This is a genomic window from Rudaea sp. (assembly GCF_057139185.1).
Map to the genome: position 1 here is coordinate 71,644 of NZ_DBNHDN010000030.1, position 12,447 is coordinate 84,090.

The 12,447-nt window shown below is 63.7% G+C and carries 12 protein-coding genes; 4 read left to right on the forward strand and 8 right to left on the reverse strand.

All coding sequences use genetic code 11. The annotated features are described in order from the left end of the window. Positions 1–101: 101 nt before the first annotated feature. The 3 genes from AC16HO_RS10135 to AC16HO_RS10145 form a co-directional block, all read right to left on the reverse strand. Positions 102–2,663 (reverse strand): TonB-dependent receptor, encoded by a 2,562-nt coding sequence (locus AC16HO_RS10135; protein ID WP_395643509.1) that lies wholly within the window; start codon positions 2,661–2,663, stop codon positions 102–104. 308 nt (positions 2,664–2,971) lie between these two features. Next, complete coding sequence (locus AC16HO_RS10140; RefSeq protein ID WP_395643510.1) at positions 2,972–3,835, reverse strand: arginase family protein; 864 nt, start codon at positions 3,833–3,835, stop codon at positions 2,972–2,974. Continuing rightward, positions 3,832–4,917 (reverse strand): GNAT family N-acetyltransferase, encoded by a 1,086-nt coding sequence (locus tag AC16HO_RS10145; RefSeq protein WP_395643511.1) that lies wholly within the window; start codon positions 4,915–4,917, stop codon positions 3,832–3,834. Before AC16HO_RS10145 ends, AC16HO_RS10140 begins: the two co-directional genes overlap by 4 nt. 407 nt (positions 4,918–5,324) lie before the next feature. On the opposite strand from AC16HO_RS10145, the gene AC16HO_RS10150 reads away from it, so the two are divergent. After that, a complete protein-coding gene (locus tag AC16HO_RS10150; protein ID WP_018974731.1) occupies positions 5,325–5,534 on the forward strand; it encodes a cold-shock protein in 210 nt (69 codons plus the stop codon). Between the two features lie 137 nt (positions 5,535–5,671). On the opposite strand, the gene AC16HO_RS10155 is transcribed toward AC16HO_RS10150, so the two are convergent. Beyond that, positions 5,672–6,541 (reverse strand): pirin family protein, encoded by an 870-nt coding sequence (locus AC16HO_RS10155; protein ID WP_395643512.1) that lies wholly within the window; start codon positions 6,539–6,541, stop codon positions 5,672–5,674. Positions 6,542–6,686: 145 nt separating this feature from the next. Between AC16HO_RS10155 and AC16HO_RS10160 the strand changes: the two genes are divergently transcribed. Further along, entirely contained in the window at positions 6,687–7,559 is an 873-nt protein-coding gene (locus AC16HO_RS10160; RefSeq protein ID WP_395643513.1) for a pirin family protein, read from the forward strand. A gap of 48 nt (positions 7,560–7,607) precedes the next feature. Here the strand turns inward: AC16HO_RS10160 and AC16HO_RS10165 are convergent, their stop codons facing one another. Then, positions 7,608–8,006 carry a cytochrome C gene (locus AC16HO_RS10165; RefSeq protein WP_395643514.1) on the reverse strand — a complete coding sequence of 133 codons (399 nt, stop codon included), beginning with the start codon at positions 8,004–8,006 and terminating at the stop codon, positions 7,608–7,610. Positions 8,007–8,081: 75 nt separating this feature from the next. Between AC16HO_RS10165 and tcdA the strand changes: the two genes are divergently transcribed. Further along, on the forward strand, positions 8,082–8,912 hold the full coding sequence (gene tcdA / locus AC16HO_RS10170; protein ID WP_395643515.1) for a tRNA cyclic N6-threonylcarbamoyladenosine(37) synthase TcdA: 831 nt from the start codon (positions 8,082–8,084) through the stop codon (positions 8,910–8,912). Here the strand turns inward: tcdA and AC16HO_RS10175 are convergent. Together AC16HO_RS10175 and AC16HO_RS10180 are read right to left on the reverse strand one after the other, a co-directional pair. Next, positions 8,909–9,718 carry a TatD family hydrolase gene (locus tag AC16HO_RS10175; protein WP_395643516.1) on the reverse strand — a complete coding sequence of 270 codons (810 nt, stop codon included), beginning with the start codon at positions 9,716–9,718 and terminating at the stop codon, positions 8,909–8,911. The two genes, tcdA and AC16HO_RS10175, sit on opposite strands and share 4 nt — an antisense overlap. 57 nt (positions 9,719–9,775) lie before the next feature. Next, positions 9,776–10,981 (reverse strand): magnesium transporter, encoded by a 1,206-nt coding sequence (locus AC16HO_RS10180; protein ID WP_395643517.1) that lies wholly within the window; start codon positions 10,979–10,981, stop codon positions 9,776–9,778. Positions 10,982–11,164: 183 nt separating this feature from the next. Here AC16HO_RS10180 and AC16HO_RS10185 point away from each other — a divergent pair, with 183 nt between their 5' ends. Continuing rightward, the gene (locus AC16HO_RS10185; protein WP_395643518.1) at positions 11,165–11,677 is read left to right on the forward strand and encodes an outer membrane lipoprotein; all 513 of its coding nucleotides are present in this window, start codon (positions 11,165–11,167) and stop codon (positions 11,675–11,677) included. Between the two features lie 222 nt (positions 11,678–11,899). Here AC16HO_RS10185 and AC16HO_RS10190 read toward each other — a convergent pair whose 3' ends face one another. Further along, positions 11,900–12,337, reverse strand: coding sequence for a cell wall hydrolase (locus tag AC16HO_RS10190; RefSeq protein ID WP_395643519.1), 438 nt, complete (start codon positions 12,335–12,337; stop codon positions 11,900–11,902). Positions 12,338–12,447: the final 110 nt, after the last annotated feature.

The window sequence follows — 12,447 nt, forward strand, 5'->3', positions numbered from 1 at the left end:
GTTGTTTCTCGATTGCATTTCATGCCTGGCATTGCCGTAGCTGGTACCTCGGCCCCGGCTCCGTGCCGGGGCGACGCTGTCCCTTGCGAGGGCCGTGCCGATCAGAACTTGTACATCACCGACAGACGATAGGCGCGACCGAGCAGCGGGCGGGCGAGGAAGGTGTTGGCGAGCGGGTTGTTGGCGACGAGTTCGCCCGCACGCGGATTGCCTTCGGTCAGGCCCTGCGAGTTGTTGATGTTGTCAACGTAGCCGAACACGGTCCAGCGATCGTCGACCTTGTAGCTCGCGCTGGCGTTGTAGGTCTTGTACGAGGGAAGCACGAAGGTGTTGGCGGTGTCGGAGTAACGTTTGCCTTCGTACTCGGCGCTGAACTGAAGGCGCAGCTTGCCGTCGAGCAGGTTTAGACCGGGCACGATGCGGATGCTGTTCTTCGGTACGCGAATGAGTTGGTGATCGTTGAAGTTGAATGCCGTGGGCTTGCCGTTGATGACGCTATAGCCGGCGAAATTCTTGTACTTCGGATCTTCGATCGTTGCGTTGAATGTCACGTCGAACCAGTCCACGGGATAGAAACCGCCTTCGAGTTCCAGGCCGGTGGTCCTGGTGCTGGCGAAGACCGTCTGGCTCGGGCCGGGGACATTCGGATTGTTCGGATCGAAACTGACCGTGGAGAAGCCCACGTTGTCGTACTTCGTGTAGAAGAAGGTGCCGTAGAACTCGACCCAGCGGTTGGCGAATTTGTAGCCGAATTCACCGAGATCCATCGTCTGCGTCAGCGGAGTCGCGTTCGGGTTGTCGATGTAGGCGGACAGGTTCGGCAGGCGGTAGGTCGACGTCCAGCGCGCGAAGACACCGGAGCGCTCGTCGAATTGGTAGTTCAGGCCGATGGTACCGCCGGTGTGATCGAAGTCGCGGCTGAACGGCTTGAACACGCCGGTGCCGTTGAGCACCTGGGAGTTGGTGAACGTGCCGTCGAGATTGTACGGGGCCTTCAGCGCGTTGGTGCCGTTGAAGTCCACTTTTTCGTAACGTGCGCCATAGTCGAGGCGCAGCCTGTCGGTGAGCTGCCACTCGTCGGAGAAGTACAGCGCGTTGCTGTTCTGGCTGCCACCCGCATTGGCCCATTCGTAGCCGTTCTTGTAGATGCCGTTCTGGGTGATGTTGCCAAGGACGGCGCCGCTGGCGTCGACGGCGACGAGATTGAGCAGGCGCGCGTTATTCTCGACGTCGAGCAGCACGGTCGAGGAATAGCGGTCGAACTTGAGATCGATGTGCGCGATGTACCAGCCGACGGTGAAATCGTGCTGGCCGGCGAAGTCGAACTTTGCCGACAGACGTGCGTCGTTCATGTACTCCTGGGTCGGCGAGGTCACGCTGCGCAGACCGCCGATGACCGCGAGGCCGTTGCCGTTCTGGTTGAGCAGGTCGAAGATCGTCGAGGGTGAATCGACGTAGCGCAGCTGCAGTCCGGCCGTACCGGAGTAGATCATCAGCGGATTGGGTTTGGCCCCGAGCGCGGCGTTGATCAGGCCCTGCCCCGAGTACAACGTGTTCGGGAACATGCCGTTGCGTACAGTGTGCGTGTCGTTGATGCGCAGGCCGTCGGTGAACTTGATGTTGTCGGTGATGCTCTGCTCGAACTTCCACGTCGCCTGTGAACGATGCACCTGCGTGCCGGTGTCGTTCGAGTAGGAGTAGGGCTTGCCGTCCGGTCCGGTCAGCATCACGTGATTGGTTTCGGGGCCGGCGAACGTGCCGTAGTTGCCGTCGAAACCGGGTACCGCGCGCACCTTGCCGCCGGGATAGGTACGCATCGGAATGCCAAGGTCGAAATACACGGTGTCGACCATGCGCTTGTAGTCGAAGCTGAGTTTTCCGGTTTCCCATTCCTTCGAGATCGTCGCACGCAGTTGGCCGCCCTGGTCGGCGGTGTAGCCGGGTTCGCGCACGCCGTCGTCCTGGCGGTAGTAGCCGCCGAGCGCGAGTTTCCAGCCGTCGCCGAGCGGTGTACCGAACCAGAAGTCGCCGCGGTTGAGGCCGTAGTCCCCGACCGTGTACTTGAACAGGCCCGAGGCTTCCTCGCCGACCTGGCGCGGGATGTAGTTGACTGCGCCGGCCGGCGCGTTCGAATAAAACAGAGACGACGGGCCGCCGCGCACGACTTCGAGGCCGTCGATGGTTTCGTCGAGACGGAACGCCTGGTCACCGTTGAGATAGCCGAGCGAGGGGTCATGATCGACCGGCAGGCCGTCCTCGAGCAGCGTGATCGAGCCGAAGCCGTCGACGGGGATGCCTCGCGCACGGACGTTGCCGCTCGCTTCACCGCCCGATGCCTCGACCCAGAAGCCCGGCACCGACTTCAGCGATTCGGTCACGCTGGTCGGTGCCTGCAGGCGCAGCTTGTCCTCGCCGATCGTCGTGATCGAATAGCTGGTCTGTTCCTTGGTGCGGGCATCGACGCCGGCGCGGCCGGTGACGATGACCGACGCCATGTTCTGCGTCGTCTTGGTGGACGCATCGGCCGGAGCGGTCTGCGGATCCGGAACGGCGGCATTTGCGTCGGCCGCTGTGGCGGCGGCTTCGGTTGCGCTTGCGGCCGTAGCAAGAACGCAAGACAGGGCGAGTGTGCTGCACAAGGTCAGAATACGGTAGTGGCACATGAACGAATCTCCGCTAGGAAAAAATCGCAACGACGAAAAAAAGGAGACAGCGTGTGGTGCGCGCCGGTCAGGCCGAGCGAGCATAGGCACCAGCGAACGCTATTGCAATTTGCATTGCAACATTGTGTACATTAGAAAAAAAATTCCATTTATGGGCGTGACCCGATCCACTGCATGAGCCCTCGGCGCTGCACGTAGGAAAACTTTACCGGCAAAATCTAACCGCGGTTTGTGTCAGGTGAATGTCAGTTCACCCGCATCCGCGGTGAGGTGTGTGAGGATTTCGAAGCGTTTCCATGCGGGCGCGATCAACGACGAAGGCGAGCCAACAGTCGCCGATTGAGCGCGCGCTGCTGTTGCTGCCAGACCGCGAGTTGGTCCTCCGGAACGGGGCTCTGGCCGTCGGCGCGGCTCAACCAGCGCTTCCAGGGTGTCGAGTAGGCGTAGGCGGAGACTTCGCCGTTGATGTCGCTGCCGACGAGTCGGCCTGCGAGCGTGTCGATGACCGCGTTCACGTGGGCTTCAAGCAGGCGACCCTGGTCCCAGTTGGTGCGCGCGGTTTCGGGGCTCAGCGCGTCCTTGTCGATCGTCAGATACGTAGGGGCGGGTGACGAACCCAGGGTGGCGAGGAAGGCATCGATCAGAGTGTCGGGCGTGGCGAACACCTTGAACGCACGGCCGATACCGATGCGTGTGGCCCAACGCACGTCGACATCCATACACCAGTTGGTCAGCTTGCCGGCGTACAGCGGCCTCAGGTAATTCTCCCAACTGTGCGCGGTGCCCACGTCGTTCGAGGTGATGCCGAGCACGTGCACGTGGCTGACGAATGGCAGCGCGGCGACGCGGCGCACCCACGAACCGCAGTGGATGCCGAACGGGAAACGCATGTTGTCCGGGTGGTTGTCGAACACGACGACCTGGAACGGTCCCTTGTCGCGCAGGCGCCGGATCAACGGCCAGCTCAGGTGGTGAAAGTCACCGCTGCCCATGAATACGGTGCCGTAGTCCGCGGGCAGCTCGGCGTCGAGCACGCGTGCGAGTTCGTCCATGCGGTGATTGGAGCAGCCGAAGCGGATTGCCTCTTGCCAGCCGGCAAGGTCGATCGTGAGTGCGTCCGGCAAGTTGCCGACCGATCGGTCGAAATCGAGGATGACCGGGAGCAGGCTCACGGTGACTTGCCTTCCAGCGCAGCGCGATCGCTTTCGAACGCGCCCGAGAACCGGCGCAGGATCGCGCGCAGCAACGGGTTGCGCACGTGTACGGCGTGCCGCGTGAAGGTGAATTTCGCGCCGAGATAACGTTTGATCTCGGGGTCGGTCCAGCCGGCGATGTAGTGCCTGAGGCCGTGTTGCAGCGCGTAGTCGAGGTTGCGCATCCAACTGATGAAATACAGGTTGAGGTCGCGGGCCTGCGGATAGACGAAACCGACGTACTTGTCGACGAGGTTGCCGGCGCAGACATAGCACAGGTTGAAGCCGATCATGCGGCCCGCGTGGCGGTAGACGAAGAGGATGCCGCCGCTGCGGGCGTCCTGCAGGATGGCGTTGAAGTAGTCGGCCGTGAGCAGGTCGAAGTGGATCTCGCTCTGATTGTATACATTGAGGAAAAGCGAATAGTACTCCGCGCGCACGGTGGGGTCGGCGAAGCGCGCATCGCCCGTGGCTACGGTTTCGAACTCCAGTTCGGCGGCGCTGCGCAGTTTGCGGCGGATGTCCTTGCGCCGACCCGAAGAAAGCCGCGCGAGGTATTCGTCGGTCGAGGCGAAGTCGATGGCCACATAGGCCAGCGCCTGACCTTCGAGCAGGACGAAACCGTTCTCGCGGCTAGCGTCGGCCAATGCTTTCGATGCCGCATTGTCGTCCGCGGCCAGCAGCGGCGAATCTTGCGGGATGTCCTTGATGATCAGGAAGGCGTAGTCGTGCGCATGCCGTGCCTTGATCCGCGCCACCAGTGCCCGCCCATCCACCTGCGCCGGCAGCGGCGTGTACTCGGTGACCGTGGTGCCAACGAAACAGGTCAGTGGCTTCAGCCATTCGCCCCACCAGCGATGCAGCGGCAGCGTGGTGATGCGCCGCTTCGCCTCCGGCTCCATCGTCGTGAGCAGGTCGAACCGGGCGACGAACCAGGGCGCGCCGTCTTGGGTGGCGCCGGTGGAAAAATCCTCGGGCGGGTAGGCGAGGAACTGTGTGACGAGACCGGCCGGTTCGAGCAGATTCAAATACGCCGGAGCCGGGTGATCGGTGGAATCCATCGGGGAATGCGGTGCGCCGGAGGTGCCTTGCTGGATGCGCGGCATGAACCCCTGATTTTCGCACAAAGCCGTAGGGACGATTTCGTTCCGCGTATTCGGGCTTTGCCGTTGGTGTGCTCTCGGACCGGTGGCGAACGAAACGCCTTACCGGGTCGGCCCGCCAATGTTCCCGATACCAGGCATTTTTTAAATTTGATGTCGGCACGCACTCACTTTTTGTAAATTTTGAGTTATGCTCAAAGCACTGTGTCTGCATGGCTGTTGTGAGTTGTGACCGGCGAATCCTGAAGTCCGCGTACGCTGGTCCTTCGATCGCTACATCGTCAACCTCGAGCTTCCTGCATTCCAGTAAGTCGTCCGCTCGTGTTGCGCTTGCGGATTTGTCTTTCAAGTTTTGTGGAGTTTTTATGTCGGATCGTGAGGTAGGTACCGTCAAGTGGTTCAACGACAGCAAGGGTTTCGGATTCATCAGCCGTGAAAACGGCCCGGATGTGTTCGTGCATTTCCGCGCGATCACCGGTACCGGTTTCCGTACCCTGCAGGAAGGCCAGAAGGTCAGCTTCAAGGTCGTTCAGGGCCAGAAGGGCCTGCAGGCGGACGAAGTCGCTCCCGCCTGATTTTCTTCAGAGCCAACTAACTTCCGCGCCCCGGCGAACGAGCTTTCGCCGGGGCGTTTTTATTTGCCGATGAAAACGATTACAGGAACGTTCTAGAAGCACGCCTGCGACGGGTGACGCCACTTCCTCGCTGTTTTTCAGAAGCGGCCCGCGCGAAAATCCTCGACCGCCTGGATGATCTGCTGCTGTGTATTCATCACGAACGGGCCGTACTTGGCGACCGGCTCGTTGAGCGGCCGGCCGGCGACGAGGATGGCCCGCGCCACCGCGGGCGCTTCGATGCGCACCTTGTCGCCACTGCGGCTGAGCACGCCGAGATCGCCGCGCAGCAAGCCGCTCGCCGCGCCGTCGCCGACCTTGGCCTGACCTTCGTAGACGTAGACGAAGCCGTTGTGTCCGGCCGGGATGTCGACTTCGGCCGATGCGCCTGCATCGAGGCGCAGATCCAGATACAGCGGATCCGTGGCGACGTTGTCGACCGGCCCACGCACGCCGGCTTGTTCGCCGACGAGCACGCGCGCCATCACGCCCGGCGCGAGTTGCACTTCGGGAATGCGCTCGTGGGCGATGTCCTGATAACGCGGTGCGATCATCTTGTCCTTGGCCGGCAGGTTGACCCAGAGCTGGAAACCCTGCATCAACCCGTCCTCTTGTTCCGGCATTTCCGAGTGGACGATGCCGCGGCCGGCCGTCATCCACTGCACGCTGCCCGGCGTGAGCAAACCCGAGTTGCCTTGGTTGTCGCCGTGGCGCATGCGCCCGGCGAGCATATAGGTCACGGTCTCGAAACCGCGGTGCGGATGTTCAGGGAAGCCGGCGATGTAGTCCGCGCCCGAGTCCGAGCGGAATTCATCGAGCATGAGGAACGGGTCGAGCATGTCCAGCGCCGGCTGGCCGATCACGCGCGTGAGCTTGACGCCAGCGCCGTCGCTGGTCGGCAGGCCGCGCACAATGCGCGTCACCTGGCGATGGATTTCGGGATGAGAAACGGGGTTGACGCTGGCCATGATGCGCTCCGAAAGTTTTCGACGGCGCGAATATATGCCCTCGGCACGGCGAAACCAGCCGGCGCGGCGCGAACGCAGCGTTCCGCACTTGGAACGATGCGAAGGCTACACTGTCGACAGTGTTAACCGCTGGATTCGCAGCACCATGAATAGCTCCATTTCCCACCTGATCGACGGCCGCGTCCACGACCTCGGCGACGGTTTCGTCGTGCGTCGCGTGTTGCCGCACATCGATGCGCGTCACATCGGCCCTTTCGTGTTCTTCGATCATGTGGGGCCGGTGGAAATGAAACCGGGGCAGGGCATGGACGTGCGCCCGCATCCGCATATCGGCCTGGCCACGGTGACGTATCTGTTCGACGGAGCGATTCGCCATCGCGATTCGCTCGGCAGCGTGCAGGACATCCGTCCCGGCGACGTCAACTGGATGACCGCCGGCCGCGGCATCGTCCACTCCGAGCGCACGCCCGATGCCGAACGCGCTTCCGGGCAGAAGCTGCATGGCATCCAGATCTGGGTCGCGCTGCCGAAATCGGCAGAAGAAATCGAGCCCGAATTCCACCATCATCCGGTCGCGAGCCTGCCGGTGATCGAGCGCGACGGCGTGCGCCTGCGCCTCGTCGTCGGCGACGCGCTCGGCCTGCATTCGCCGGTGCGCATCTTCGCGCCGATGTTCTATCTCGCCGCCGGGTTCGGCGCGGGCGGCCGATTCGTTTTGCCTGCTGAATATGCAGAACGCGGCGTTTACGCCGTCGATGCCGACCTCGTTGTCGGCGGCGAACCGATCGCAGCGCAAAGCATGGCGGTGCTCGCTGAGGGGGCGGAGGTCGAGATCGTCGCGCCGAACGGTGGCCATGCGGTGTTCTTCGGCGGCGCGCCGCTGGACGGCGAACGCCATCTCAACTGGAATTTCGTGTCGAGCAGGCGCGAGCGCATCGAGCAGGCCCGGCAGGACTGGGCGGCGCGGCGCTTCGGCCAAGTGCCGGGCGAAACGGAGTTTATTCCGTTGCCCGCTTGAAACCATGCCGGCGTAGCCGGCATTCGATTTATCTTTGTCTTTGTGCGATCAGCGATACTGCTGATGGCATTCGTCGCACACCTTGCCGACCTTCTCGGCGATTGGCGCGAGGGCAGCGCAATCGGCAGGTGCAGTGGCAATACCCGTGTCGAGCGCATCGCGCAGCCGCGAGCTGAATTCGCGGAACGCCGATTCGGGCGTCGAGTCCGGATACACGGCCGGCTCGATCTCGTTGCTCAGCGCACGCAGCTGGGCAAGTGCAAATGCCGTCTTCGTCGCATTGCACTGCTTTGCGCGCAGGTTCTCGCGCAGCGAGCCGTAGTGATGCTGCATCACGTCCATCGTGCCACGTGCGTAGGCGTCGCGAGCGCGCAGCGCATTGCCGACGATGTTCGCGCCGACGGCGCCGATGAAAAGTCCGAGGAGCAAGAGAATGGCGTTTTTCATCCAGTTATTATAACGACCATCCCTGATCACGAAGATCACAAAGCAGCCATCCATGGCCGCACTTTTTAATAGAACATGAAAAACGAGCGTTTCGCAGGCATCGACAGGCTCTACGGCGCGGGCGCGGCAGCGCGGCTCGCGCGGGCGCACGTGTGTGTGGTCGGCATCGGCGGCGTCGGCTCGTGGGCGGTCGAGGCACTGGCGCGCGCGGGCGTCGGCGAGCTGACGCTGATCGACGCGGACGACGTCTGCGTGTCGAACACCAACCGCCAACTGCACGCGCTCGACGGCGAGTACGGCAAGGCGAAGGTCGAAGTGATGGCGCAACGCGCGCGCGCGATCAATCCGGCGATCAAGGTGCATGCGATCGCGGATTTCCTCACCTCGTCCAATTTGTGGCAATTGCTCGGCGGCGGCGAGCGCGAGTCATATCCTGCGCACAGCGCGCATGGTGAGCCGTTCGACGCAGTGCTCGATGCCTGCGACTCGCTCAATATCAAGGTCGAAATGATCGCGTTCTGCAAACGGCGCAAGATTCCGGTCGTCGTCTCCGGCTCGGCCGGAGGACGCATCGATCCGACGCTCGTCACTACGCGCGACCTGTCGAAGACCGAGCACGATGCGATGCTCGCGCTGGTGCGCCAGAGGCTGCGCGACGACTATGGCTGGACGCGCAATCCCAAACGCTACTTCGGCGTGCTGGCGGTGTTCTCGCGCGAGAACGCGAACTATCCGCAGGCCGACGGCAGCGTGTGCAAGACGCGCATGTCGGGCGAGGGCGCGCTCAAGCTCGACTGCTCGGGGGGGCTCGGCGCGGCAACCCACGTGACCGGCACGTTCGCTTTCGTCGCGGTGGCACGCGTGATCGGGAAAATCCTCGGCACGAAATCGCCGTCGCGCGCCTAGGCAGGCAGCTGAAACAGGCGTTCGGCATTGCGTGTCGTCGCGCTGGCGATTTCCTCGCCGGCCACGCCGCGCAGCGCGGCGATGCATTCGCAAACCTCACGCAGCAGCGCGGGCTCGTTGCGCCGGCCCTGATGACCGAGCAACGGCTGGTCGGGCGAATCGGTTTCCAGCAGCAGGAATTCCAGCGGCATCGTCGCGGCGATGCCGCGCAGGCGACGTGCGCGCTCGTAGGTAACCGGGCCGCCGAGGCCGATGCAGAAGCCGAGCTTCCACAGCTGCCGTGCCTGCTCCTCGCTGCCGGAAAAACTGTGCACGACGCCGCGCGCATTGCCGATGCCGCGCAGTGCGGCGATCACCTCGTCGAGCGCGCGGCGCGCGTGCAGGATTACCGGCAGGTCGAAGTCGCGCGCCAGTTCGAGTTGGTTGCGGAAGTAGAATCGTTGCGTTTCGGCATCCAGCCCATCGACGAAGAAGTCGAGCCCGCATTCGCCAACCGCGACCGGGCGCTCGCGCTCGATCCATGCGCGCAGAGCGTCCAGATGTTCCGGTCGGTGGTCGGCCAGATACATGGGATGCAGGCCATAGGCGGGGTAGAGCCCGCTCTCGTCCCGGCACACATCGCGCAGCTGGTCGAAACCCACCAACGCGATCGCCGGTACGACTTGCCGGGACACACCCGCCGCGCGCGCGCGTGCGAGCACTTGCGCGCGATCCGCGTCGAACTCGGAGACGTCGACATGCGAGTGGCTGTCGATCAGCAGCGGGCGGGCGGCGCGCGCCGGGCGGTGAGCGGTCAGGGCCGACACGCCGTTCCCATGTGGTTCTCGAATTTTCTGCTCACCGCTCATCGCTGACCGCACCGTTCAGAGCAGCATCCACTGCGCCATGCCGAGAAACAGGCCCATGCTGACCACATCGGTCGCGGTGGTCAGGAAGATGCTCGAGGCCATTGCCGGATCGGCGCCGGAGCGCTTGAGCAGCATCGGCACGCCGGCGCCGGCGACGCCGCTGGCGACGCTGGACAGGGCCGTTGCGACCAGCGTGATCAGCGCAAGCGGCAGCGCCTGCGCGTTGTGCTGCAAACTTGCGATCACGTACATGCCGATCGCGGCGACGACGCCGACGAGCAGGCCATTGAGAAAGCCGACCCAGGCTTCCTTCGCCAGCAGCTTGCCCGCGCGCCCAGGGCGCAGCTCGTTCAAGGTCATGCCGCGCAAGGTGACAGCGAGCGTCTGGCAGCCTGCGTTGCTGCACTGGCTCGATACCACGGGCAGGAACACGGCGAGGAGGACGATTGCATTGATCGCGTTCTGGAAATAGCCGACCACCGCGGCGGCGACAAACGCGGTGAGCAGATTCACCTGCAGCCAGGGATGACGCAGCTTGATCGCGCGCTGCCAGGGTGTGGTCGTGCGTTCCTCCCTCTCGACGCCGACCATTTCACCGGCTTGCGCGCTGATCTCGAATGCCTGTTCCTCGAACAATACCTGGCCGCGCACCTGGCCAACGAGCCTGCCGTCGGCATCGCAGACCGGGTAGACCGGGTAGTGGCGGGTGACCACCTCGCGCATCGCCTCGACCAACTGCGTATCCGGACCCAGCGAGAACGGATTGCGCACCATGATTTCGCCCAGCGTTTGCGTGCGCGTGGCATACAGCATCTCGCGGAACGTCACCACACCGATCAATCGCGCGGTGCCGTCGACGACGTAGAGATAGGTGACCAGGCGGGTCTTGACCGTATCGCGCAGCGAATCGATCGCTTCCTGAACCGTGGTTGCAGGACTGAGCGGTTGTGCGGTCCATTCCATCAGGCGGCCAACCGTCGATGCGGGGTAGCGCATGCGCGCCAGCCACAGTTCACCTTCGCCGCCGGGCGTGGCGGCGGCGATGGCATCGCGTCGCACCGGGGTGAAGTGTTGCAGGATGTCGACCGCCTGGCCGGGGCGCAGTTCGGCGAGCGCCGCGGCGATGTCGGCATCGGCTGCCGTTTCGAGCTTGCGCGTCGCGCCGATCGCGTCGAGATTGCGGATACGTTCGCTGAGCTGGTTCGATCGCGCGGCTGTCATCGTTTTCCCCTGTCGTCCGTTTGAGCGATAGGATGAATGCTAACCCGGCCTGAGGGAATCCGGCATGCGGATTCGCATCGTGGTTCGCGGATTGGAAATTCCGCGAATGTTCACATGTTCACTCGCAGAATCGCCAGGCAATATGGATAATCGTTGCGCGAATCCCAGTCGGAGAATTTGATCATGTTCAAGCATCGCGGACTCATTGTGTTGGCGCTCGTCGCGCTGTTTGGCCTCCAGGCCTGCGTTGCGCCGCCGCCGCGCGAGCGCGTGGTGTACCGTGACCCGGCCGGCTACAACCAGGGCAACGGCTATTACGACCGGCGCGACAACGGCGTTTGCCGCACCTGCGGCACGATCCGGCGGATCGAGCAGGTGCGCGTGGACCAGCAGACCACCGGCGGCGGCGCCATCCTCGGCGCGATCATCGGCGGCCTGATCGGCAACCAGTTTGGCCGCGGCAGCGGTCGTGCGGCAACGACGGCAGTCGGTGCGGTCGGCGGCGCGGTGGTCGGCAACTCGGTCGAGTCGAACAACGCGCGCGCGGCGTCCGGCTACGCCTGGCGCTTCTACGTGGAGCTCGACGACGGCCACGAGGCCTGGGTCGGCCAGTACGACAACCCGGGCTTCCGCATCGGCGATCGCGTGGTTATCCGTGGCGGGCGCAATGACGGGCGTCTCGAGTTGATGCGCTAGCACGCGGACACATCGCCGCAAATGGCCGGGCAGGCGCGAGCTTGCCCGGTTTTTTTTTCACCCGCCAAGTCGCCGGTGCGGTCGGTTGCGGATGGGTCGGCTATGTATCCCGGTCAGCGTGCAAGCCGGAGAGTCCAGGTACGCTCGCATTCGCCTGCCGGATGGGCGGGGCGATTGGTGTGGGGTGGCGTCGACGCGCCTCGGCGCGGCGGCAGGCGCAGGTCAGTCCACGCGATAGAAACTGTGGTCGCCGATGCGCGCGAGCGGATAGCCGCGTGCCCAGTCGGGCATCGGCGTGTTGGTTGCGTAGAAATGATCGGCCCTGGGCACGACCGAATAGCGCAAATCGGACGGCAGCGACCAGTTCGCCATCGCGATATTCGCTATCGCCCAGGAGCGTTGCAGCGCATCGGCTTCACCGAGCACGTAGCTGCGCGGCGTGATCGAGAATGCGAACTGACCGGGAGCGGTCAGCACCGAGCAAACCGAATTGCCCCATTGGCCGCTGTCGGCGCGGCGCAGCGCGACCTCGGCGACCGCGAGCTGCCCAGCCAGCGGTTCGCTGCGCGCTTCGAGATAGATCGTGCCGGCAAGACAGGCGCGATCGGCCACGGGTTGCGGCAGGATCGAGGCGAGCCAGAGCAGCAGGGAAAGTTTCATGGATGCACTTCACGACAACAAAAAATTCGTTACCGCAATTCCGCGTCGCGAAACCAGTGCGCGCCAAGCGGAATTTCGAGCGGGATGTTGTTCCACCGTGAGCAGGCGGC